Origin of the sequence: Vandammella animalimorsus, from assembly GCF_002288875.1 — a bacterium.
Classification (GTDB): domain Bacteria; phylum Pseudomonadota; class Gammaproteobacteria; order Burkholderiales; family Burkholderiaceae_C; genus Lampropedia; species Lampropedia animalimorsus.
Genome location: NZ_NTBH01000007.1, coordinates 1 through 21,727 on the forward strand (window position 1 = coordinate 1; position 21,727 = coordinate 21,727).

General features: G+C 66.6%; 24 protein-coding genes, 2 tRNA genes and 1 riboswitch. Of the genes, 14 read left to right on the top strand and 12 right to left on the bottom strand.

Features of this window, described 5'->3' with window-relative positions; genetic code table 11:
- Positions 1 to 241: 241 nt before the first annotated feature.
- On the bottom strand, positions 242 to 1,150 hold the full coding sequence (locus CLI93_RS10410) for a sulfurtransferase (protein ID WP_095543013.1): 909 nt from the start codon (positions 1,148 to 1,150) through the stop codon (positions 242 to 244).
- Between the two features lie 265 nt (positions 1,151 to 1,415).
- Between CLI93_RS10410 and CLI93_RS10415 the strand changes: the two genes are divergently transcribed.
- The 3 genes from CLI93_RS10415 to CLI93_RS10425 all read left to right on the top strand — a co-directional run bounded on the left by CLI93_RS10415 (position 1,416) and on the right by CLI93_RS10425 (position 3,880).
- Entirely contained in the window at positions 1,416 to 2,069 is a 654-nt protein-coding gene (locus tag CLI93_RS10415) for a sigma-70 family RNA polymerase sigma factor (protein WP_095543014.1), read from the top strand.
- Positions 2,070 to 2,114: 45 nt separating this feature from the next.
- Positions 2,115 to 3,125: a hypothetical protein gene (locus CLI93_RS10420; RefSeq protein WP_095543015.1), complete on the top strand. Its 1,011-nt coding sequence runs from the start codon at positions 2,115 to 2,117 to the stop codon at positions 3,123 to 3,125.
- Positions 3,126 to 3,343: 218 nt separating this feature from the next.
- On the top strand, positions 3,344 to 3,880 hold the full coding sequence (locus CLI93_RS10425) for a YbaN family protein (RefSeq protein ID WP_238945882.1): 537 nt from the start codon (positions 3,344 to 3,346) through the stop codon (positions 3,878 to 3,880).
- Positions 3,881 to 4,091: 211 nt separating this feature from the next.
- On the opposite strand, the gene CLI93_RS10430 is transcribed toward CLI93_RS10425, so the two are convergent.
- On the bottom strand, positions 4,092 to 4,463 hold the full coding sequence (locus CLI93_RS10430) for a TraR/DksA family transcriptional regulator (RefSeq protein ID WP_095543016.1): 372 nt from the start codon (positions 4,461 to 4,463) through the stop codon (positions 4,092 to 4,094).
- A gap of 261 nt (positions 4,464 to 4,724) precedes the next feature.
- Here CLI93_RS10430 and CLI93_RS10435 point away from each other — a divergent pair, with 261 nt between their 5' ends.
- The 3 genes from CLI93_RS10435 (at position 4,725) to CLI93_RS10445 (ending at position 6,864) form a co-directional block, all read left to right on the top strand.
- Complete coding sequence (locus CLI93_RS10435; protein WP_095543017.1) at positions 4,725 to 5,213, top strand: cupin domain-containing protein; 489 nt, start codon at positions 4,725 to 4,727, stop codon at positions 5,211 to 5,213.
- 200 nt (positions 5,214 to 5,413) lie between these two features.
- A complete protein-coding gene (gene fdxA, locus CLI93_RS10440) occupies positions 5,414 to 5,743 on the top strand; it encodes a ferredoxin FdxA (RefSeq protein ID WP_095540624.1) in 330 nt (109 codons plus the stop codon).
- A gap of 41 nt (positions 5,744 to 5,784) precedes the next feature.
- On the top strand, positions 5,785 to 6,864 hold the full coding sequence (locus CLI93_RS10445) for an NAD(P)/FAD-dependent oxidoreductase (protein ID WP_238946629.1): 1,080 nt from the start codon (positions 5,785 to 5,787) through the stop codon (positions 6,862 to 6,864).
- Between the two features lie 114 nt (positions 6,865 to 6,978).
- Here the strand turns inward: CLI93_RS10445 and CLI93_RS10450 are convergent, their stop codons facing one another.
- From CLI93_RS10450 to CLI93_RS10480, 7 genes are all read right to left on the bottom strand, one after another.
- Positions 6,979 to 7,218 carry a hypothetical protein gene (locus tag CLI93_RS10450; RefSeq protein WP_095543019.1) on the bottom strand — a complete coding sequence of 80 codons (240 nt, stop codon included), beginning with the start codon at positions 7,216 to 7,218 and terminating at the stop codon, positions 6,979 to 6,981.
- Positions 7,215 to 7,823 (bottom strand): sigma-70 family RNA polymerase sigma factor, encoded by a 609-nt coding sequence (locus tag CLI93_RS10455; protein ID WP_095543020.1) that lies wholly within the window; start codon positions 7,821 to 7,823, stop codon positions 7,215 to 7,217. The genes CLI93_RS10450 and CLI93_RS10455 overlap by 4 nt, the downstream gene beginning before the upstream one ends.
- Before the next feature lie 72 nt (positions 7,824 to 7,895).
- Positions 7,896 to 8,432: a DoxX family protein gene (locus CLI93_RS10460; RefSeq protein WP_095543021.1), complete on the bottom strand. Its 537-nt coding sequence runs from the start codon at positions 8,430 to 8,432 to the stop codon at positions 7,896 to 7,898.
- Positions 8,395 to 8,727 (bottom strand): HvfC/BufC family peptide modification chaperone, encoded by a 333-nt coding sequence (locus tag CLI93_RS10465; RefSeq protein WP_095543022.1) that lies wholly within the window; start codon positions 8,725 to 8,727, stop codon positions 8,395 to 8,397. Before CLI93_RS10465 ends, CLI93_RS10460 begins: the two co-directional genes overlap by 38 nt.
- Positions 8,724 to 9,605, bottom strand: a complete 882-nt coding sequence (locus tag CLI93_RS10470; protein WP_095543023.1) for an MbnB/TglH/ChrH family RiPP precursor modification enzyme — start codon at positions 9,603 to 9,605, stop codon at positions 8,724 to 8,726. The genes CLI93_RS10465 and CLI93_RS10470 overlap by 4 nt, the downstream gene beginning before the upstream one ends.
- 49 nt (positions 9,606 to 9,654) lie before the next feature.
- Positions 9,655 to 10,065: a hypothetical protein gene (locus CLI93_RS10475; protein WP_143326433.1), complete on the bottom strand. Its 411-nt coding sequence runs from the start codon at positions 10,063 to 10,065 to the stop codon at positions 9,655 to 9,657.
- A gap of 67 nt (positions 10,066 to 10,132) precedes the next feature.
- Positions 10,133 to 10,825, bottom strand: a complete 693-nt coding sequence (locus CLI93_RS10480) for an HD domain-containing protein (RefSeq protein ID WP_238945883.1) — start codon at positions 10,823 to 10,825, stop codon at positions 10,133 to 10,135.
- 346 nt (positions 10,826 to 11,171) lie between these two features.
- Here CLI93_RS10480 and CLI93_RS10485 point away from each other — a divergent pair, with 346 nt between their 5' ends.
- Both CLI93_RS10485 and CLI93_RS10490 read left to right on the top strand, forming a co-directional pair.
- Positions 11,172 to 12,371: a porin gene (locus CLI93_RS10485; protein WP_095543025.1), complete on the top strand. Its 1,200-nt coding sequence runs from the start codon at positions 11,172 to 11,174 to the stop codon at positions 12,369 to 12,371.
- Between the two features lie 229 nt (positions 12,372 to 12,600).
- Positions 12,601 to 13,620: a PTS sugar transporter subunit IIC gene (locus tag CLI93_RS10490; protein ID WP_095543026.1), complete on the top strand. Its 1,020-nt coding sequence runs from the start codon at positions 12,601 to 12,603 to the stop codon at positions 13,618 to 13,620.
- Between the two features lie 34 nt (positions 13,621 to 13,654).
- Here the strand turns inward: CLI93_RS10490 and CLI93_RS10495 are convergent, their stop codons facing one another.
- Entirely contained in the window at positions 13,655 to 14,248 is a 594-nt protein-coding gene (locus CLI93_RS10495) for an IMPACT family protein (protein WP_095543064.1), read from the bottom strand.
- A gap of 124 nt (positions 14,249 to 14,372) precedes the next feature.
- On the opposite strand from CLI93_RS10495, the gene cobT reads away from it, so the two are divergent.
- From cobT to CLI93_RS10510, 3 genes are read left to right on the top strand one after another with little or no spacing between them, the layout of a single operon-like run.
- Complete coding sequence (gene cobT, locus CLI93_RS10500) at positions 14,373 to 15,440, top strand: nicotinate-nucleotide--dimethylbenzimidazole phosphoribosyltransferase (protein WP_095543027.1); 1,068 nt, start codon at positions 14,373 to 14,375, stop codon at positions 15,438 to 15,440.
- Between the two features lie 16 nt (positions 15,441 to 15,456).
- Positions 15,457 to 16,389 carry an adenosylcobinamide-GDP ribazoletransferase gene (locus CLI93_RS10505; protein WP_338066622.1) on the top strand — a complete coding sequence of 311 codons (933 nt, stop codon included), beginning with the start codon at positions 15,457 to 15,459 and terminating at the stop codon, positions 16,387 to 16,389.
- Positions 16,386 to 17,000 carry a histidine phosphatase family protein gene (locus CLI93_RS10510; RefSeq protein WP_095543028.1) on the top strand — a complete coding sequence of 205 codons (615 nt, stop codon included), beginning with the start codon at positions 16,386 to 16,388 and terminating at the stop codon, positions 16,998 to 17,000. The genes CLI93_RS10505 and CLI93_RS10510 overlap by 4 nt, the downstream gene beginning before the upstream one ends.
- Before the next feature lie 126 nt (positions 17,001 to 17,126).
- Here the strand turns inward: CLI93_RS10510 and CLI93_RS10515 are convergent.
- Together CLI93_RS10515 and CLI93_RS10520 are read right to left on the bottom strand one after the other, a co-directional pair.
- Positions 17,127 to 17,202, bottom strand: a tRNA-Asn gene (locus CLI93_RS10515).
- Positions 17,203 to 17,271: 69 nt separating this feature from the next.
- Positions 17,272 to 17,347, bottom strand: a tRNA-Asn gene (locus CLI93_RS10520).
- Between the two features lie 174 nt (positions 17,348 to 17,521).
- On the opposite strand from CLI93_RS10520, the gene CLI93_RS10525 reads away from it, so the two are divergent.
- The 3 genes from CLI93_RS10525 to hemC all read left to right on the top strand — a co-directional run bounded on the left by CLI93_RS10525 (position 17,522) and on the right by hemC (position 21,512).
- The gene (locus CLI93_RS10525; protein WP_095543029.1) at positions 17,522 to 19,522 is read left to right on the top strand and encodes a DUF294 nucleotidyltransferase-like domain-containing protein; all 2,001 of its coding nucleotides are present in this window, start codon (positions 17,522 to 17,524) and stop codon (positions 19,520 to 19,522) included.
- An 8-nt stretch (positions 19,523 to 19,530) separates the two neighbouring features.
- Positions 19,531 to 20,355 (top strand): 3'-5' exonuclease, encoded by an 825-nt coding sequence (locus CLI93_RS10530; RefSeq protein WP_172424319.1) that lies wholly within the window; start codon positions 19,531 to 19,533, stop codon positions 20,353 to 20,355.
- A 206-nt stretch (positions 20,356 to 20,561) separates the two neighbouring features.
- Positions 20,562 to 21,512 carry a hydroxymethylbilane synthase gene (gene hemC, locus CLI93_RS10535; RefSeq protein WP_095543066.1) on the top strand — a complete coding sequence of 317 codons (951 nt, stop codon included), beginning with the start codon at positions 20,562 to 20,564 and terminating at the stop codon, positions 21,510 to 21,512.
- A 67-nt stretch (positions 21,513 to 21,579) separates the two neighbouring features.
- Positions 21,580 to 21,713: riboswitch (TPP riboswitch) on the top strand.
- The last annotated feature ends 14 nt before the right edge of the window (positions 21,714 to 21,727 follow it).

A 21,727-nucleotide genomic window follows, 5' to 3' on the forward strand; every position in this document is an offset into this window, starting at 1 on the left:
AACCAGGCTTTCGAGGAAACTCCACATTGTAGCAGAAATTTTGAGTCAGTCAACTAACCTCAACAGCATCTGCCACCGCAACCACCCAATAGAGCAGCTGCAATCAAGCGAAGGCGTGACTATAACACAACTTTTTCGATCGGCGCAAGCTGCACGATAAAAAAGCTGCGCGCCCCGCATGGCTTGAAGGTTGGCAAGGCTTGGGGTAGCTCTGCATGAGTCGCCATGCTCTCGGCAGACTCTATGTCACGCCTTGCTTGTTCAGGGCAGTGCCGTAGGCAGCCACAGGCCTACTGGGATCACTGACCCATTCGCTCCAGCTTCCAGCGTACAGGCTGCTGCCTGTCAGGCCAGCAATTTCCATTGCCAGCATGTTGACAGCGGCGGACACGCCGCTGCCGCACTGGTGCACCAACTGCGTTGCAGGCCGCCCCTGGAGTAGCGTTTCAAATTCATGCTTGAGCTGCGACGCAGACTTGAATCTGCCGTCGGGCATCAGGTTCTGCATGAAGGGGCGATTCAGTGCACCAGGGATGTGCCCGGCGACTGGGTCCAGCGGCTCAACATCGCCGCGAAACCGCTCTTCTGCGCGGGCATCGAGAAGAATTTGCCCACCCTCCCCCAATGCCTGTAGCACCTGCTGGGCTGAGCGCAGCATTCCTGTCTGCAGTTTCACATCGAGTGGCTCAGCCTCGGATGGGCTCAGCTCCTGCGCCAATGCATGGTCTGACGCGGCAAGCGGCAAGCCTGCGGCCTGCCATGCAGCCAGGCCGCCATCAAGCACCCGCACATTGCCGCAACCGATCCAGCGCAGCATCCACCACAGCCTTGCCGCCATCATGGCCACACCTTGGTCATAAACCACCACCTGACTTGCACTGCCAACGCCAGTACGCGCCAGTGTGGCAGCAAAATCCTCTGGCGAGGGCAAGGGATGGCGGCCGTTGCTGCCAGTCAACGGCGCCGACAAGTCGCTGTCCAGAGATAGGTATATGGCGCCTGACAGATGTTCATGCTGATAGGCTGCATAGCCCCATTCAGGTTGAACCAGGTCAAAGCGACAATCAATCAGCACCAGGCGCCCAGGGGGCTGGGGCTGGGCCAGCAGCGCGCTCAGCTCCGAAACATCGATGAGGTGGCTTTGCGACATGAAAACTCCTGCAAGTCATCGCGTGAACAATGCGTATTGTGCGTGACGCTCACCGAGCAAGGCCTCTTTGATTGCATGCGCTGGCCATCACTTTGCAGCACGCTGCCACGTTGGCGGGTGCGTGGGCGCGTGTTCAAAGCGCATAAACTGCAGAAATTGAGCTTAGAGCGTGTTATGCACTTTGCATCCCCCGCGCTGGCCTGCCAGCTCAATGCCCGCGCACTCCCCGCAGATTCCGATTCGCTTATCAACCATTGTTTTGCGCATGCGTTCTTCCCATCCAGATTCGGACGAGGCCTTGATGCTGGCTTATGCGGCAGGCCATTCGAAAAGCTTCGACGCCTTGTACAGCCGCCACGAAGCGGGCATGCTGCGCTTTATTGCCCGCACCTTGGGCAGGGCGCAAGAGACGCACGTGGAAGAGGTCTTTCAAGAGACTTGGCTGCGCATCATCAGCGGGCGCAACAGCTTTCGCCCGCAAGGGGCGCAGTGGCGCACTTGGGCGTTTGCCATCGCACACCACACGGCTATGGATCATCTGCGTCGCATCCAGCGTCAACCGGCCACCGTGGCTTCGCTGCAGGCACAGGAAGAAGCGGCTTCCCAAGCCAGCGAGGCTGAAACGATCTGCGCCCTGCCCATTCACCCCCATGCCGCGCAACCTGCCAGCCAAATTCCCACCGATGAACAGGTCTTTTGGCGCGCTGCAGGTCAACAGTTGCTGCGCTGCCTTGAAGAGCTGCCGCCCGAGCAGCGCGCCGCTTTCTTACTCAAGCACGAAGAAGATTGCTCCCTGCAAGAGCTGGCAGTCCACCTGGGCATAGGCTTCGAGGCTCTGCGCAGCCGCTTGCGCTACAGCCTGCAAAAGCTGCGCCAATGCATGGGCAGTTATTTGAGTGCCTTGCACAGCCAGTCATGAGTGCCTTTGCCCCCCACATCGCTGCCGTGCGCAAGAGGAAATCCCGTGACTGAATCACCACTACCTGGGCGCGCCGATGAGCGCGCCGATACCCCTCAGGCACAAGAGCCATCCGATGCCGAGCTCCAGGCGTTCTGGAAGCAAGCCCTGGCATCGGCCCCGGCGGCGGGCCTGGCGCCCGGGCGCCTCGCTGCCTTGCGCCAACGCATTCTGGCCGATGCCGCACATGCCTTGATCACACACGCCTTGACCGCACCCGGACATGTGCAGCCTGCTGCATCCCCATCGGCATGGCTGCGGCTGCGCCGTGCCGTGCAGGGCCTGCTCCACCCCCTAGGGCGCCAGCCCCAATGGGCCGCTGGCCTGGCCTCGGTGTGTATGGCCTGTCTGGTGTTGATGATTTGGTACGGGCGCTGGCCCGAAGCAGCCTTGGAGGACCGCCACCCTGCGCGCCAGGCGCCAGCGCCCGACAGCGCCGCCAAGCCTGCACGGGTGGCCAGCCAGCCCGCAGCACGCCCTCCGCAAGCGCCGCCACAGCCCGAGGCCCTGCCTGCCCCGGCCTACGCCCCTGCTCCCCCGGCATCGACTGCGACCCTGCAGTCCGAGGCCGCCATGGCTGCGCAGCAGGCACAGAGCGACGCCATTGCAATCCACACGCAGCCGCATCGGCAGCGCAACTCTTTCAGCGCTTCGCAAACAGCCGCAGCATTGGCACAGCCGCTGGCGCAAGCCACCCATTGGCGCTGGGCTGGCGCCAGCGGGCAAGATCAGGCTGTAGCCATACCGCTTTCAGAAAACGTGCGCACTGCCTTGCAGCAGATACTGCCCGGCGCACAACAGCCCGCCGCCCCTACCGCTGCGCCGCAACAGGCCCAGCGCATATTGCTGTTGCATGAAAGACAGGTTCTGCTGCAGATCTGGGTCGCCCCTGGGCACATGCAATGGCAACCCACCAGCGCCGAGGGGCTGAGCTGGCTCGTCCAGCCCAGCGCCGATGCCTACAATCGGCTCATGCGTGCCTTAGCCACCGATGCGTCGCAGCCAAAGCCACAGTAAGCGCCTGTCCTCAAACCCGCCGTCAATCGCGCCGTCCCCAAGTCCCAATGGGCTGCTGGGCGCAACGCAACACCGCAAAACCTCCCTGGGGGATGAGCGCGGCGTGAGGCCCCCAGGCAATACCATGAACGCGCCGACCTGCTGAAACACCTGCTGGGCAGCGGCCAAGGTTTGCCCGTCTGCAAGATGGCACACTTTCGGCCGCCCAGAGCACCATCATGACCACCGAGCGAAGCGACCCCCCCGGCGTCCTGCCTGCCGATACCGCCCCAACGCCAGCCTGCGCAGGCAAGGCTTGCGCCACCCAAGTCGGCCCGGACGAAACAGCAGCGCCGCCGGGCACCCCATCACCGGCCCCCAAGCCCATGCGCCCGCTGGCGCCGATCGCGCGGGCGCTGCTGTACTTGCTGGCCATGTGCTCGCTGTTGCTGGGCATCATCGGAGCATTCACGCCCGGCATGCCGACGACGGTGTTCATCCTCATTTCGGCCTGGGCCGCAGCTCGCAGCTCGCCGCGCCTGCATCAGTGGCTGCGCATGCACCGCATGTTCGGCCCCATGCTGCGCAACTGGGAGGACGGCGGCTACGTGCATCGCCGCGCCAAGCGCGCCGCCAGCCTGACCATGCTGGCCAGCGCACTGCTGATGCTGCTCGTGGGCGTACCCATGGGCGTGTTCTGGCTCGCCTCGGGCTGCATGGCGGCAGTGGCCGCTTGGCTGTGGCTGCGCCCAGAGCCCCCCGAAGACCGCCAGTGATGGCACAGCCGTGGCTGCGGGCCATGCCAAAGCCTTGCAGCGCTGCAGCCCCCGAAGCCGCAGATGCGTGCGGCGCTGCAATTCGTGCAGCCCTTCCTGTGCAATCAGGAAAACGACTGCGCCACCACGCAGCCTTCCTCAAAGGCTACAGCGGTGGCGCAATCTCCCGGCGGGCTCCGTCAGCACAAAGGCTGCGCGCCCTTTGAGCCAATCAATGCGCGTGCTCTTCAGCCTCCTGCTTGCAGTTGATGCACAGCGTCGATTCGGGCCGTGCCAGCAAACGCTGCTCGGAGATGGACTGACCGCATTGCGCGCACTGGCCGTATTCGCCGGCATCGATGCGTGCCAGCGCACGGCCGATGGAGGCGTGCTCGGCCTGATCGCGCGCCAGCTCAGCCTGGCGCACTTCCTTGGCCTCCAGGCGCTGGGCAGCATCACCAGGCTCTTCGGGGCTGTTTTGCGCGTCCTGCTCAATTTCTGCGCGAGCGGCGCTGATTTCACGTTCAAGCTCCTCCTGGCGCTGCAGCAGCTTGGCCTTGATGGCCTGCCAGCGCTGGGAGTCTTGGGGGGCGGGATGTGTCATGTTCAATTCCTTTTTGATGGGTCAAAACCAATGGCGCGGATGATGCATGAAACCGCGCGGCGCTGGGCAATGTCCTACGAATGGCATCGGATGCCGTAGGGCCGCCGCCTCGGGGCACGCACTTTGCATGGCCTGCCCCATTGCAGACGGCGTGCCCGCACCAAGACACCGAACAGGCTCTAAGATGCAGGGCATCGCACAATCAGCTGCCTGCGGCTGACGCTGCGGTCTTTTTTCATCCCCGCCCTCACGGAGTCATACATGAGCCAAAAACCCGTCGTTCAAGACATCGGCCCTCAACCCAACGCCTTCGATCTTGAAAACGCCACCAAGGACAACAGCAACTACCGCACAGTCGTCTGGAGCGGCAAGTACCTGCAGGTCACGCTGATGTCCATCGAGCCAGGCCAGTCCATCGGCCTGGAGGCCCACCCCGATACCGACCAGTTCCTGCGCCTGGATGCCGGCCAGGGCAAGTGCAAGATGGGCCCGTCCAAGGACAACCTGAATTTCGAGCAGGACGTGGAAGACGGCTGGTGCATTCTCGTGCCCGCTGGCATGTGGCACGACGTCATCAACACTGGCGACAGCCCGATGCGCCTGTACGCCATCTACGCGCCGGTGCACCACGCCGCTGGCAAAGTCCACGCCACTTTCGAAGAATCCGAACACGATGAGGACAGCGGCAATGACGAGCCGCCCAGCTGGTCGGTGCAACCGCCCAGCACCCAGGCGGACAAGCACGCCTGATTCTTGACACTTGGCACAGCACTTGTGCCCGCCAAGCCGCCACATGGTCGCCGCCATGTGGCGGCTTTTGCATCACACGCTCTACACCCGCCAGGCGCCGAGCCCATCCTCATGCCAGTGACTTTGCTGCGGCGATAGAATCGCCCCCCTGAAAATCCCCCACGAACTTTGCTTTTTTGCTTTTTCCTGCGGCCAGCGCCATGACCCACGTCGTCACCGAAAACTGTATTAAGTGCAAGTACACCGATTGCGTGGATGTGTGCCCGGTCGACTGTTTCAAGGAAGGCCCGAACTTTCTGATCATCGACCCTGAGGAGTGCATCGACTGCGCCGTGTGCGTGCCCGAATGCCCGGCAGAGGCCATCTTCGCCGAAGAAGACGTGCCAGCCGATCAGCAGGAGTTCATCCAGATCAACGCCGAGCTGTGCGCCAGCGAGAACTACAAGACCATCACCAAGCGCAAGGCCGCCTTGGAGGACGCTGACGAATGGAACGGCCAGAGCGACAAGCTGCAATACCTGGTGCGCTGAGGCCCGCGCCGCCGCCAGCAGCCCCAGATGATGGCGGGCCGGTGTGCGATGCCGTGGTCGTCGGCGCTGGGCCAGCCGGCCTGTACCAACTGTTCCAGCTGGGCCTGCAAGGGCTGCGCTGCCATGCCGTCGAGGCCCTGCCCCAGCCTGGCGGCCAGTGCGCCCAGCTCTACCCGCAAAAGCCCATTTACGACATTCCGGCGCTGCAACAAGTCAGCGGCGCGGAGCTGAGCGAGCGCCTATGGCAGCAGCTCTCGCCCTTTGCCATCGACTGGCATTGGGGGCAAACCGTCACCGCCATCGAGCCGCATGCGCCCCCCACTGCAGACAGCAGCGCGCCGCTGTGGTGCGTGCGTACCGACGCTGGCGAGCAGATCCTCACCCGTGCCGTTGTGTTGGCCTTGGGGGTAGGCGCCTTCGCGCCCCGCAGCCTGCGCCTGGAAGGGCTGGAAGCCCTGCTGGCCCAAGGAGAGCAGGTGTTTTTGCAAACCCGTGATGGCTCTGCCACCGTGGCAGGCCGGCATGTGGTGCTGCATGGCGGCGGCGAGGATGCCGTGCGCAAAGCCTTGCAGCTGGCCGCCCTGCCAGCTGCGCAGGCCCCAAGCCGGCTGACGCTGCTGCACCGGCGTGACGTGTTCACTGCCGAGGCCGACGAGTTGCAGCAGCTGCGCGCGCTGCAGGCGCAAGGCTGCATCCACATCGCCACTGGCCAGCTGCAGGCATTGACGCTGGCCGAAGCCCCCGGCGCGGCCCCCAGGCTGCAGGCCCTGCAGCTGCTCAATGCACAGGGCCAACGCGAAGAGCTGGCCTTGGATGTTTTGTTGCTCTACCAGGGCATCGCCCCCAAGCTGGGGGCAGCGCTGGAGTGGGACGTAGGCTGGGATGCCAAGCACATCCGCGTCGATCCAGCCACGATGCGCAGCTGCCGCGCCGGCATTTACGCCATTGGCGACATCGCCAGCTACCCCGGCAAGCGCAAGCTCATCGCCTGCAGTTTTCACGAGGCCACGCTGGCGGCCTTTGCCATTGCCGAACAGCACCACCAGCAGGCCCTGCCCACGCCCTACACCACCACCAGCAAGCAGCTGCTGGCTCGCCTGGGGCGGCTGGATGCGGCATAGCGCGCGATTGCACCAACGAAAGCGCCGCGCACACTGTGCGCCAAGGGCGCGCACGGCACGGGGCACGGCGGCGCCAACGGCTGGGGCTTGAAGCAGGATTTCGGGGCCAGGCGCTTACTTCTGCGGCGGCTGTGCTGCCGGCCCAGGGGGCTCGGGCGAGTCGGGTAAATCGGGCGTCTGCAACGCCTGGCGGTAAGCGCCCAGGATGTCGTCCAGCGCCGCATCGTTGCGCGCGAAATCCCGGCAGTGGCGACACACCAGCCGATGCAAAGCGGCCTGCGCCCGCTCGCTGGCCGGGGCATCTTCGCCCAGCTGGCCCGAGGTGAGCTTGAAGATGTACTGCGCGCATTTCATGGCTGGCGGCCCTCTTGTGGTTGTTCGAACCAGTGCTGGCTCAGGCACAGCTGCAATTGCTTGCGAGCACGGCTCATACACTGCCAGTAATCGCTCTTGCTCAGCCCCAGGGTGTCGCACACCTCGGCGGCATCGCATTCGAGCAGCTCTTTCATGCTGAACACGCGGGCAATCTTGGGCGGCAGGCGGTGCACGCAGGCGTCGACCACGGCCAGAAATTGCTGATTTTGCAGCTGGCCCTCTGGGCTGCTCCACAGAGCCGGCGCTACACCATCGTGCCAATGGTCGCGCGCATCGAACAGCGCCTGGTCCAAATCGTCTTCCTCGAAAGCATCCTGATAGGCCACCTCGGGCCGATACTTGGCGCGCAGGCGATCGGTAATCTTGTGCTTGAGGATGCCAAACAGATAATGCCGCGCGTCGCCTTGCGTGAGCGTGGCGGGCTTCGCGCCCAGCAGGGCGAGCAAGGCGTCCTGCACCGCGTCCTCGGCTTCTTCAGGCGGCTGCAGATGCAGCAGCGCAAAGCGCAGCATGGGCTGGCGCCAAGTCTGCGCCAGGGCCTGCACGTCCAGCGCCGCAGGGTTTGAAGGGGAAGGAGCAGTCATAGGGCGGGCATGATAGTCGGCGCGGTCAACACCCTACTGCGCGGCTACGCGACACTACCTGAGCTGCACCGACTATGCGCTGCGGCAATGGCGGCGCAGCAGCAGCCGATCCAGCGCCCAGCGCCCGCCGCCCTGGGTGAGCACGGCAAACAGCATCAGGCCCAGCATCAGCGGCACCTTGAAGCCCTGGCCCTCGTCGGTGTCGATCTGGTTCCAGCCGGCCCAGCCCAGGTCGAAGTGAACGGTGTAGACGGCCACCCAGGTGATGTAGAGCAGGCCCAACGCGGCCAGGCGGCTGCCCAGGCCCAGCGCCAGGGCCGCGCCCAGCAGCAGCTCGCCCCAGCCAGCGGCCAGCCAGTTGAAGTCGGCGCTCAGCAGGCTGTTGGGAAAGGGAAAGTCCAGCCCGGCAAACCATTCGGGCGCACCGCCGCTGCCTTGCAGCTTGGTCAGCCCGGCGCGGATGAATTCCTGCCCGGCCCACAGGCGCAGGCCCAGCAGGCCCGCGTCTTGCAGCAGGCGGCGCAGGCCGCCGAGCACGGCGCAGCTGCGGCCCGCCAGGCAGGCCGGGGCATCACTGGCTGGCGCGGGCGAGAAAGTCGTTGAATGCATCGTTGAGGTCTTCATAGAAATTCGATTGCCAGCGCGAGTCGCGCACGAAGGCTTCGATCAGGGTGCGCCAGTCGCCCTCGCCCAGCTGCTCGCGCAGCGCGGGGTGGTGGGCTTCGATCATCTGGCTGGCGCCCAGATAGACGAGGTAGCGGTACACGCGCAGGCCCGCTTCGGTGTAGCCGGGCGGCACGTCGTCCGTGCGGCCGCGCACGTAGTCGTAGAAGGCAGCGGTGCTGGCTTCGGTCTGGTTTTGTTGGGCCTGGGGCGGCGGCAGCGGCAAGGCGGCGGCGTTCATGCCAGCTCCTTGGCGCGGCGGCGGGCGGGGGCGTTGCGGGCCGTGCTGGGCGCAACGGCGGGGGCAGAAGCCACAGGATCTGCAGAGGCCACAGGGGTCGCAGGCAGCGGCTGGCGCAGGCTGGCCAGCTCGCGGTTGAGCGTAGCGGCGTCAGGAATATCGTTGTCCCACTCCAGCAGGATGGGCAGGCCGTGGGCGGCGTGCAGCGCGCGCGCCTTGCGCGCGGTGTGCGGCTCCACGGGCTGGCTGTGCGTGTCCACATGCATGCCAAAGCGTTCGTCGAACTCGTGCCCGGCCACGTGCATGTAGCTCACGCGCGAGAGGTCCACCTGCGCCACGTAGGCGTCCAGGTCGGGGCCACCGTGGTTCTTGCGGTTGACGTCGATGTTGTTCAGATCGAGCAGGATGCGGCAGTCGGCGCGGCACACCACTTCCATCAGAAATTCCGGCTCGCTCATCTCGCCCACGTTGGTGTACCAACTGCTGTTTTCGATGGCCATGCGCTGGCCCAGCAGGTCTTGCACGCGGCTGATGCGCTCGGCCACGCGCCTCGCCTCGCCCAGCGTGAAGGGGATGGGAAACAGGTCGTAGAGCTGGTGCGCATCGCCGCTGGCGGCCAGGTGGTCCGAATAGCGGTCGGTGCCCAGCTCGGCCAGCAGGTCGCGCACGCCACGCACGAAGTCGGCAGAAATTTCCGAAGTGCCGCCCAGATTGAGCGACACGCCATGCAAAAACACGGGCCGGCCCAGCGCCAGCAATTGGTGCAGCGGCTCGCGCGAGCGGCGCAGCCAGTTCTCCGGCGCCACTTCAAAGAAGTCGGCGTCCAGGGCGGCGATGTCCCAATCGCGCATTTCGCGCCGGTAGCCCAGTCCAATCATGGTGATTCCTGCCTGTGTGACTTGCGTGCGTGGTGATGCGATGCGGCGATTACTTCTTGGAGCAGGCCGCTTCTTTCTTGGAGCAAGCCGCTTCCTTTTTCGAGCAAGCCGCTTCCTTGCCTTCCTTCTTGGAGCAAGCTGCTTCTTTCTTGGAGCAGGCTGCTTCCTTGCCCTCTTCCTTCTTCGCGCAGGCTGCATCCTTGGCGGGGGCCGAGCTTTCCTTCTTGCCGCAGGTGCCAGCGCCGCACTTTTGCTCGGCAGGGGTCGTTGCAGCACAAGCCGAGAGGGCGATCAGGGAAGCAGCCAGGGCAGCGATGTTTTTGATTTGGCTCATGGGTTTCTCCATCAAAAAGTTAAAAACATGCGGCAAACACACCGCACACCTGCCATGTCGGGCCAGGCGGAAAAACCTGACACGGGCGGCGAAAAAAATTTGAAATTTTTTTTGGAACCTGTTCAAAGTCTCGGCGCAAGTGGGCAACAAGTGGTTTGGGGTGGGGCCGTGATCGAGCCCATGGCCGGGGTTGTTACCCGGCCTCGACTCCGTCCAACTCGGCCAAGGACTGTGCCAGATTGGCGCGGGCGCGCGTCTCCAGCCGCGCTTGGAACCAGGACGTGCCATAAATGGCCGCGCGCTGGGCGAAGCCTTGCAGCACGGCGCGGCGGCCCTGGCGGTACTGCGCCTCGGGCACCCAGCCGTATTCCTGCCGCACCTGCCGTTGGTACTGCGCAAAGCGCGCCGGCGCAGCGCCGAGGATGGCCAGGTCAATGTCCACCACCAGCTGCGCATCGCCTGGCGCGGGCTGCGCGGTGTGGCAGGTGGCCATGATCAGCGCCTGAACTTGCTCGGCCATCGCCGCCGGAGCGCCCGCCGCCTGCAAGGCCTGCATTGCCCATTGCGCACTGCGCCGCTCGTTGTCTTTGGCCTGGGGGTCGTACACCGCGTCGTGAAACCACAGGGCCAGCGCCACCAGCGCCGGGCGGTCTGCCAGGTGTTGCACCTGCTGCCAGTGCCACAGGCATTCGTGCAAGTGCTGCAAACCGTGGTAGTGGCGCTGCGGCTGGCCATAGGCGGCCAGCAACTGGGGCAGCAAGTCGGCCTCGGGCTGCAAGCCCAGCCCCGCCCAGCTTTGCTGCCAAAGGGCTTGCCATGGCCCAGGCCCAGTCTGCTGTAGCCATGGCTCTTGGCCTGGGGGGATGGATGTCGATGGGGATGGCATGCTGCGCTCTCTCATCCAAACTGTGCGTGAAGGCTGTGCACGGGAAGTCGCCTGGGCGTCACATCCCGCGCCTGACGGCACCGTGAATTGGGGAAAACCAGAGGAGCCCAATATCGGCATTCGCAGCCGATCTCGCCCAAAATAACTGCCGCTTGGCGCCGCCGTTGTACCACCACCAGCGGCGCGCCGCACACCAGTGCAGCTTGCCCAGTCCTGCTGCCAGCGGTCCATGAGGGTGATGTGCTGCCCCCTGGGCCGCTGAATGTTTCGACCACCATCGCGGTGGCCGGCCCATGCGCACCGCCTGCGCAGCGCCAGGCCGCCCCAGCCCCTAAGGAGACACCCCATGAGCACTTCTCGCCGCCCGCGCCACGCTCTGCGCATCACCGCCCTGGCCGCCGGCCTGCTGGGCCTTGGCAGCCTGCTGCCGGCCCATGCCCAATCGAGCGTGCAGCTCTACGGCATCATCGATGCTGCTGTGCGCTACACCACCAACGAAGGCCCGGCTGGCGATCACAAGCAGTCGCAGACCAAGATGATCGGCGGCGGCATGTCGCAAAGCCGCCTGGGCATCAACGTCACCGAGCAGCTGGGCGATGGCTTCAAAGTGTTGGCCAATCTGGAGCAGCGCATTGACAGCACCAGCGGCAACATTGTCGGCGCAGGCTACCAGCAGGCCTGGGTCGGCCTGCAGCACAAGCGCTTTGGCCGCCTGACAGCCGGGCGCCAGTACAACGCCCTGTTCGATCTGTACACCAGCACTTTTGCCTCCTATCCATACTCGCCCTACATGGAGGCCTTCAAGCCCGAGATTGGCATGTCGCTGGGCGCGCGCAACAACGAGCTGCTCAAATACCTGGCCGAGTTCGGCAAGGTGCGCGTGAGCCTTCAGGCCACGCTCGACGGCGAAGGCAGCACCAGCGTGCCCGGTGTGCCCGGCACCTACTCCACCGGTGGCAAATCGCGCGGCGGCTACGTGCGCTATGCCGATGGCGGCCTGGCCATCGGCGCTGGCTACATGGAGCGCAGCTTCGGCAGCAGCGGCAAGAAGATCAAGGCCTATGCCGTGGGCGGCTCCTACCGCACCGGCCCCTGGTATCTGAATGCAGCCTACGCGCAGAACAAGCACAACCTCGACGGCCAGGCCAACTGCGGCGCCAACATCCAGTGCAACGTTGACTACGCCACGCTCAGCTCGCTGTGGACTGGCACCAGCAACGGCGGCTTCAGCGGCCCAGCCTTCACCGTGGCCAACAAGCGCCAGATGATCACTGCCGGCGTGGGCTATCAGATCACGCCGCAGCTGAATTGGGGCACGCACTACTGGTATGCCAAGCAGTCCGGGCGCAGTGCAGTGGCCGACGGCACGGCACACTTTCTCTCCACCGTGCTGGACTACGCCTTCTCCAAGCGCACCGACGCCTACATCGGGCTCGATCACATCAAGATCAGCAGCGACCACGCCTCGCTCACCGACAGCCGCGGCGCCGTCAATGGCGCCAAGAGCCGCACCGGCTTGACCGTCGGCATCCGCCATCGCTTCTGAGGCAGGCCCCAACACGGCCGTGCACCACAGGGCGCCAGCTGGCGCCCTTTTTCATGCTCGCGCTGAACCCGCAAGAGCAGCCTCGCAGTCCGTGCCTGCAAATTGGGGCAGGTTACAGCCCACCACCCGCCCCAATCCACAGCATTCGCGCCAAGCCCAATTAATACTCAAATTGAGTATTACAATCTCGCAAATTTTCCACCCACTGCCCTGCACACAGCACCTGGCCATGTCACTCAAGTCCTTTCTCCAGTCCCGCAACATCGAGTTCTCGCTGCGCCGCTATGGCATCGAGGCGCTCAACTACATGACCCTGGGCCTGTTCGGCTCGCTGATCATCGGGCTGATCCTCAAGACCGTGGGCGGCTGGACAGGCCAGCCCTGGCTGATCGAGGCCGGCACCATGGCCCAGCAAAGCATGGGCGCGGCCATTGGCGTGGCTGTGGCCTATGGGCTGCAAGGCCCGCCCATCGTCGTCTTTGCCAGCGCCGCCATCGGCGCATTGGGGGCCAAGCTCGGCGGGCCGGTGGGCTGCTTCGTGGCCGTGGCTGCCGCCACCGAGGCCAGCAAACTGGTGAGCAAGACCACCCCCATCGACATCATCGTCACCCCGGCCACAGCGCTGGCTGTGGGCTTTCTGACGGCCAAAGGCCTGGCGCCCTTCATCGGCAACGTGCTGGAGGTCACCGGCAACACCATCCAGTGGGCTATGACGCTGCAACCCCTGCTGATGAGCATCATCCTGGCCGTGGTCATGGGCATGATCCTCACAGGCCCCACCTCCAGCGCCGCGCTGGCCATCTCGCTGAACCTGGGCGGCCTGGCAGGCGGCGCAGCCACAGTCGGCTGCGCTGCGCAAATGATCGGTTTTGCCGCCATGAGCTACCGCGAAAACGGCGTCTCCGGCCTGCTCAGCCAGGGCCTGGGCACCAGCATGCTGCAACTGCCCAACATCGTGCGCAACCCGCGCATCTGGATCCCGCCCATCCTCAGCGCCGCCATCCTCGGGCCTGTGGCCACGCTGGGCTTTGGCATGCAGAACATCCCCACCGGCTCAGGCATGGGCACCAGCGGCTTCGTCGGCCAGGTCGGCACCCTGGCCGCCATGGGCGAGAGCGGTCAAGTCTGGCTGTCCATCGCCTTGCTGCACTTCATCCTGCCGGCCGCGCTGGCCCTGCTGTTTGCCAGCGTGCTGCGCCGCTGGGGCTGGATCCGGCCGGGCGATTTGAAAATCGATCCGCGGATGTAAAAAGCTGCGCAAGGCAGCCGATGGCTGGGGCTTACTACCGCTGCGCATCCAACCACTGCACCGCCCCCTGCGTGGCATCGGCAATGGCCTGGCGCAGATCCTGGGCCTGATTTTCCTGCACCTGGGCGGTGATGGTGACGCGCTCGCCGTGCGCCACTTCCAACTGCTGCACGCCGTGCTGGGCCAGCAGGTGGCGCAACAGGCCTTCCTGTGGGTAGTTCACACTGAAAGCCAGTGTGGCCAGGGCTTGCAGCGGTACGCGCTCGGCCTGCAGCAGGGCCTGGGCCACGGCATCGGTGTAGGCGCGCACCAGGCCGCCAGCGCCCAGCTTGACGCCGCCAAAGTAGCGCACCACGGTGGCCAGCACGCCTTCGAGCTGCTGGTGACGCAGCACTTCCAGCATGGGGCGGCCGGCTGTGCCGCTGGGCTCGCCATCATCCACCGCCGCCGATTGCCCGCCGGCCATCAGCGCCCAACAAACGTGGCGCGCGCCAGGATGCTGCTGCCACAGCTGCGCCACGATGCTCTGCGCCTGGGCGCGGTCGGCCACGGGCTGCACGCAGCCGATGAAGCGGCTTTTCTTGATCAAAAGTTCGCTGTGTACTGGATGTTTGAGCGTCTGGCGCATGCAGAAGATCGGCACTTGCGCCCTGGCACGGCATGAGCGCATTGAAAAGAAATTTTGCAATTAGGATAGCGCACCTGGCCTTGCCCAGGCCCGTGTTGGCCCTGGGCCCTTCCATTGGACCACCATGCATTCTTCCACCCCTTCCGATTTGACCGCCTGCGTTGCAGCCATTGCCGATTTGCACGATGCGCAGCTTGCCAGCCAGCTGCAAACCGTGCTGGACAACAAGACCAAGCCGCTGGGCTCGCTGGGCCGATTGGAGGCCCTGGCCCACCAGATCGGCATGCTGCAAGGCAGCACCACGCCCGTGCTGCGCCAGCCCCATGCACTGATCTTCGCTGGCGATCACGGCCTGGCGCAGCAGGGCGTCTCGGCCTTCCCGCAGGAGGTCACCTGGCAGATGGTGGCCAATATGCTCAGCGGCGGCGCGGCCATCAGCGTGCTCACGCGCCAGCATGGCATCGCGCTGAAGCTGGTGGACTGTGGCGTGGCCCGGCTGTTGCCGCCCCACCCGGATCTGCTCGATTACAAGGTAGCCCCCGGCACAGCCGATGCCAGCGAGCACCCAGCCATGAGCGCCGAGCAATGCCAGGCAGCCATCGCCGCCGGGCGGCGCGCCGTGCAGGCCGTGCCTGGCAACGCCATCCTGTTGGGCGAGATGGGCATTGGCAACACCTCGTCTGCCGCCCTGCTGCTGGCGCGGCTGAGCGGCCAGCCCATCGAGGCCTGCGCCGGTGCAGGCAGCGGCGTGCATGGCGCTGCCATGGCGCACAAGCTCAACGTGCTGCAGCGCACGCTGCAACGCCATGCCGATGCCCAAAGCCCCTTACAGGCGCTCAGCGCCCTGGGCGGGCTGGAGATTGCCGGCATGGTCGGCGCCGTATTGCAAGCCGCGCAGGAGCAGCGCCTGATCGTGGTGGACGGCTTCGTGACCAGCGCCGCCGTGCTGGTGGCGGCGCGGCTGGCGCCGCACGTGTTGCAGCGCTGTGTGTTCTCGCACCGCTCGCATGAGCAAGGCCATCGCCTGATGCTCGAAGAACTGGGGGCCACCCCCTTGCTGCAGCTGGACATGCGCCTGGGCGAGGGCTCGGGCGCGGCGTTGGCTTGGCCGCTGCTGGAGTCGGCCTGCCGCATCCTGCGCGACATGGCCAGCTTCGATTCGGCACAGGTCTCGGGCCAGCTGCCGGGCTGAGTCCAAGCAGCGCCACATGCCACATCAGCCACACCAGCCCCGCGCGCAGCCCAGCGACCACGTCCGGCAGCCCCTATTGCAAGGGCTGCGCCACTTCCTGCTGGCGTTGCAGTATTTCACGCGCATTCCGGTCACAGGCGCGCTGGCGCGCTGGGTTGGCTATCACCCACAGATGCTGCGCCATGCGCTGGGCCACCTGCCTGGCATCGGCCTGCTCATCGGCTTGTTGAGCGCTGCCGTCATGCTGCTGGCGCTGACCCTGCTGCCCAGCCTGCAACAGGCCCCGGCGCTGGCCTGGGTGGCCGCGCTGCTCTCCACCGTGGCCAGCCTGTGGCTGACCGGGGCCTTCCATGAGGACGGCCTGGCCGACCTGGCCGATGGCCTGGGCGGCGGCAGCGACCGCGAGCGCATCCTGCTCATCATGAAGGACTCGCGCATTGGCTCCTTTGCCGCCGTCACGCTGATCGTGGCGCTGCTGCTGAAAACCGCGCTGCTGGCCGCATTGCTGCAACTGGGCCCTGCGCTGCTGGCCGCCAGCGCCCTGCCCGCCGCGCACGTGTGCTCGCGGCTGATGCCGCTGCTGCTCACAGCCTGGCTGCCGCACGTGGGCGACAGCGCGCAATCCAAATCCAAGCCCATTGCCACGGGCCTGCAGGCCAGCGCGCTGCGCACGGCGCTGCTCTGGCTGGCTGTGAGCGCCCTGGCCGTGGGCGCGCTACTGCACAGCGGGCCTGTGGCCGCGCCGGCCAGCGCCTGGTTGTGGGCGGGCCTGGGCGCCTTGCTCTGCGGCGGCCTGGTCGGCTGGCGCCTGCGCGTGCGCCTGGGCGGTTTTACCGGCGATGGCCTGGGCGCCGCCCAGCAAGTGGGCGAGCTGGGCTTTTACCTGGCGCTGCTGATGGCCCTGGCCCCGCACAGCGCAGCCCTTGTGGCCAGCGCCGCCAGCGCATGAGCGCCAGCGCGCCACCGCCGGCCGCGCCGCTGTGGCTGGCGCGCCACCCCCGCGTGCAACTGCCCGAGCCCCTTTGTTATGGCGCCAGCGAGGTGCCCTTGGAGCCGGCACACCTGGCGCAATCGGCCCTGGCGCTGGCGGCGTTGCTGCCCACAGGCTGCCAGCTGCTGACCTCCGAGCGCCAGCGCACCCAGGCCCTGGCGCAGGCCTTGTGCGCACTGCGCCCCGACCTGCCCGCCTGGCAGGTCGAGCCACTGCTCAATGAAATGGATTTCGGCTGCTGGGAACAACAACCCTGGCGCAGCATCCCTCGCGCCTCCATTGACGCCTGGACGCAGGACTTCGCGCAGCACCGCTTCGGCGGCAGGGAGTGCGTGGCCGACGTGCTGGCGCGCGCCCAGGCGCTGCGCCTGCGCTGGGCCCACACGCCTTCGCCCACGGCGCAACTGTGGATCACCCATGCCGGGCTGTTCAATGCCTGGGCCTATCTGCAGCGCGCCTGCGTGCCCTGTACGCCTCAAGCGCCCATCCCCATGCCCCAGGCCGCGCAATGGCCGGCCACGCGCATCGGCTTTGGCCAGTGGCTGCAGGCCCAGGCGCTGGGCTGGTAGCGTCCGCTTGTCACGTCGGGGGGGCACGTCGGGGAACAACGCAAAAAGCACAGGCAAAAGAAAAGGCGCGATTTGCATCGCGCCTTGTTCTGTGCCTGCGGGCATGGCCTGTTGGCCTGTCTTATTTGGCTCCCCGACCTGGGCTCGAACCAGGGACCTGCGGATTAACAGTCCGTCGCTCTACCGACTGAGCTATCGGGGAAAACTGGTGCGCAGCTGCCGCTGCCTATTGTTGTGCGCCAACGGGCACGCCAACTGCGCTTGGAATCGGTGGCTCCCCGACCTGGGCTCGAACCAGGGACCTGCGGATTAACAGTCCGTCGCTCTACCGACTGAGCTATCGGGGAATAAGCGCGAGATTATATAGCGAAAAAACCGCACCAAAAAAACGTCGCACAGTCCAAAGCCGCAAGTCTGCGGGTTCATCTCTATCGACAAGCCCGCCCAGCGGCCCGAAAGTGCCCGCCAGCACTGCCCAGCACGCCCGGCCTGCTGGGCAGGCCCACGCAGAGGAATTTGGCATGACAGAGTCTCCCCCCGCCACAGACGCGGCCGCTGGCCAGCGCGCCGTGGCGCAGAACGTGCAGGCGCTGGCGGCGTTCCTGCAGCAGCACGCGCCCTTTGACGCCATGGAGCCAGCCCATGTGCTGCATTTGCTGCAGCACAGCGCGCTGGTTTTTTTCGCTGCGGGCCAGCAAATCCTGGGCCCCGAGGCGCCGCGCGTGGCGCATTGGTACATCGTGCGCCAGGGCCATGTGGTGGGCCAGCGCGCCGAGCTGGCCCAGCCCGCCGCACCGGCGCAGCAGCAGGAGCCCGACACCCCGGTGCAGCTGCTACCCGGCGACGCCTTTCCGTTTGCCGCCATTCTGGGCGAGCGCCCCACGCGCCGCCGCTATACCGCCGCCGAGGACAGCTTCTGCCTACAGCTGCCGGTGGCGCAGTTCGTGCAATTGCTGGAGATCTCGCCCGTGTTCCGGCAGTTTGCGCTGCGCGGCGTCAGCGGGCTGCTGGCGCGCGTGGGCCAGCACATGCAGCTGGGCGCGCTGCAAACCCTGCACGAGGCCGATGCGCTCAACACTCCGCTGCGCAGCCTGGTCACGCGCGCGCCGCTGACCTGCAGCCCAGCCACCAGCGTGCGCAAAGCCGTCGGCCTGATGCACGGCCAGCGCACCAGCAGTATTGCCATCACCGACGCCGATCTGCACCTGCAGGGCATCTTCACGTTGCGCGACCTGCGCGCGCTGGTCATCGCCTCGGACGCCGACCTGGATGCGCCCATCGGCCAGGTCATGACCGCCGCGCCCATGTCCCTGCACCCGGACGACAGCGCTTTTGACGCCACCATGCTGATGGCGCGCCACCACTTCGGCCACCTGTGCCTGGTCGAAGACGGTGTGCTGCGCGGCGTGATCTCCGAGCGCGACCTGTTCGCGCTGCAGCGCGTCGATCTGGTGCACCTGGCGCGCGCCATTCGCAGCGCTGCCTCGGTGCCTGAACTGGCCACGCTGCGCGCCGACATCGGCCGCCTGGTGGCCAACATGCTGGCGCATGGAGCCAGCGCGGAGCAGGTGCTGCGCATCGTCACCCAGCTCAACGACCACAGCGTCGAGCGCGTCATCGAGCTGATGCTGGCCGAGCATGGCGACCCTGGCTTGCCCTTTGCCTGGCTGGCCTTTGGCAGCGAGGCGCGCGGCGAGCAAACCCTGCTGAGCGACCAGGACAACGGCCTGTTGTTCCTGGCCGACGAGCCGGCCCAGGCGCAACAGGCCCAGGCCCGGCTGCTGCCGCTGGCCAAGGCCATCAACCAGGCGCTGGACGCCTGCGGCCTGCACTGGTGCCCGGGCGAGATCATGGCCAGCAACCCGGCGCTGTGCCTGGCCGACTTCCAGTGGCGCGATTTCTTCGACCGCATGCTGCTGCAGGCCCAGCCGCAGGACGTGCTCAACGCCACCATCTTCTTCGACATGCGGCTGGCCTGGGCCTCGCCCAGCGCCCATGCGCGGCTGGAGCAGGCCGTGCAGCAGCTGCGCGCCTACAGCCTGGAGCGCTTCCAGCAGGAAAGCGCTTTCCAGCGCCTCATGGCCAGCTTCGCGCTGCAGCGCACGCCGCCGGCCATCGGCGGTGCGCAGGGCCTCAAGCACCGCCTGATCCAAGCCCTGGGCGCTGCCCAGGGCGGCACCACGCTGGACATCAAAAAGCAGGCCCTGGCCATCTGCGTCGATGCCGTGCGCATCCTGGCGCTGGCCCAGGGCTGCAGCGCGGCCTCCACCGTACAGCGGCTGCGCTGGCTGGGCGAGCGCGGCCATTTGCGCCCAGAGCGCGTCAAGACCTATGAGGACGCCTTCAACTTCCTGCAGCAGCTGCGCCTGCGCCACCACCAGCGCCAGCAGCAACAAGGCCAGCCGCTGGACAACCTGATCGCGCTGCAGCAGTGCAATACGCTGGAGCTGCGCGTGCTGCGCGCCGCGCTGGCCGAGGCCAGCCGCCTGCAAGACGCGCTGCGCCTGAACTACCGCCTATGAGCTCTTCCATGTGGCAAACCCTGCGCCAATGGCTGGGCGCGCGCCAGGCCGCGCCGCTGCCCCCTCTGCCACCACCGCAGCGCCATGAACTGCAGCAGCGCCTGGCCCAGCTGCAGCCCTTCGCCCAGCCCGGCGCGCAGCCGCTGGCCACGCAGGCGCTGGTGGTATTCGATCTGGAAACCACCGGGCTGGACCGCCAGCGCGACAGCGTGCTGTCCATCGGCGCGGTGCGCATCCAGGCCTGCGGCGCCCAGCCCGGCATCGCCCTGGGCCACAGCTTTGCGCGCGTGCTCAAGGTGCCAGTGCCCATCAGCCCGCTGGGCCAGCTGTTTCACGGCCTGACCCAGGACGACCTGAGCCAGGGCCAGGATCCGCGCCTGGCCCTGCTGGAGCTGCTCGAATGGGGCCAGGACGCGCTGTGGCTGGCCTGGCACGCCTGGTTCGACCAGGCCATGCTGCACCGCGCCGCGCAGCAATGGCTGGGCAAGCACGCACCCAGCAGCCGCACAGGCAAGATGCTGCTGCCCCTGCCTGGCGTGTGCGATCTGGCGCAACTGTTGCCAGCCCTGCTCGGCCCCTGCCCAACGGCGCTGCAAGCCGATATGCCGAACAAGACGCCTGTCATCTCCGGCGATCACGACCTGGACGCCTGGCTGCAAGCCCTGGGCCTGGCGCACAGCGCCCGCCACGACGCCGTGGCCGACGCCATGGCCACGGCCGAGCTGGCCCTGATCGCCCTGGCCCATGCCCAGGCCCAAGGGCTGCAGACCTGGGGCCAGCTGGCCAGCCTGGCCTCGCAACGAGAACGCGAGCGACAGCAGCCGGGGTTTTGAGCGCCCGTTCATACGCTTGCCCCGCTGGCGCGCCGCGCAGCTTGCGTCTGTCTGCATCGCCCTGCCCTGCCTTGCCCTGCCCTGCCTTCTGGGCGCGCTACCATTGCCGCCGCCCGCGCCCTGAGCGCCTGTTCAAAGTGAGCCTGTTCAAAGCGCCACTGCAACGCACGGCACGGGCTTTCGATGGCCACGCACTCACTCCCCTCATGAACGCTTCCACCCGCCCCCCCGCCACCTGCGTCATTGCCACGCGCGAAAGCCGCCTGGCCCTCTGGCAGGCCCAACATATCCAGCAACGCCTGCAGGCCCAGGGGCTGCAGGCCACGCTGCTGGGCATGACCACCCGCGGCGATCAGATCCTCGACCGCAGCCTGAGCAAGGTCGGCGGCAAAGGTCTGTTCGTCAAGGAGCTGGAAGCCGCGCTGGTCGATGGCCGCGCGCACCTGGCCGTGCACTCGCTCAAAGATGTGCCCATGGAACTGCCCGCAGGCTTCGCACTGGCCTGCGTGCCCGAGCGAGGCAATCCGCACGATGCCTTTGTCTCCAACCACTACGCGCGGCTGGAAGACCTGCCCGAAGGCGCCGTGGTCGGCACCTCCAGCCTGCGCCGCCAGGTGCTGCTGCAGCACCTGCGCCCGGATCTGCGCATCGAGCCTTTGCGCGGTAACCTGGACACGCGTCTGCGCAAGCTCGACGAAGGCCAGTTCAGCGCCATCGTACTGGCCGCCGCCGGGCTGGAACGCCTGCAACTGGCCGGGCGCATCCGCATGCAGTTCACGCCCGAACAAATGCTGCCCGCTGCAGGCCAGGGCGCGCTGGGCATCGAAGTGCTGGCCACCCAGCCGCACACGCCCCAGGCCCAGCAGTTGCAGACCGCCTTGCAGGCCTTGTCGCACCTGCCCACTTGGCTGGCCACAGCCGCCGAGCGCGCCGTCAGCCGCGCCCTGGGCGGCAGCTGCTCCGTGCCGCTGGCGGCCCATGCTGTTTGGGCCGAGGCGCCAGACACGCTGTGGCTGCGCGCGGCCTGGGGCGACCCACAAGGCCAGCGCCCCCTGGTGCAGGTGCAGGCCAGCGCAGCCATTGCCACGCTGGCCCAGGCCCAGGCGCTGGGCGAGCAGGTGGCGCAGCTGCTGCGCCAGGCCGGGGCCCAGGTTTAAGAGCCTGCCTCTCAACTGCTGCGGGATTGACCGGAGGCCCGGGCGGCAGCGCCGGCGGTATGATGCGCGCCGCACTCCGGGGTGCGCGCCTTGGGAGTCGGCTCTGAACACCGGCCCCAAAGGCGCGCTGAGATGGCCCAGGCCGAACCCGTCAACTTGATCCGGTTAGTACCGGCGTAAGGATGAGCTGGCAGCCGCCAATGCGGCCCATGCAG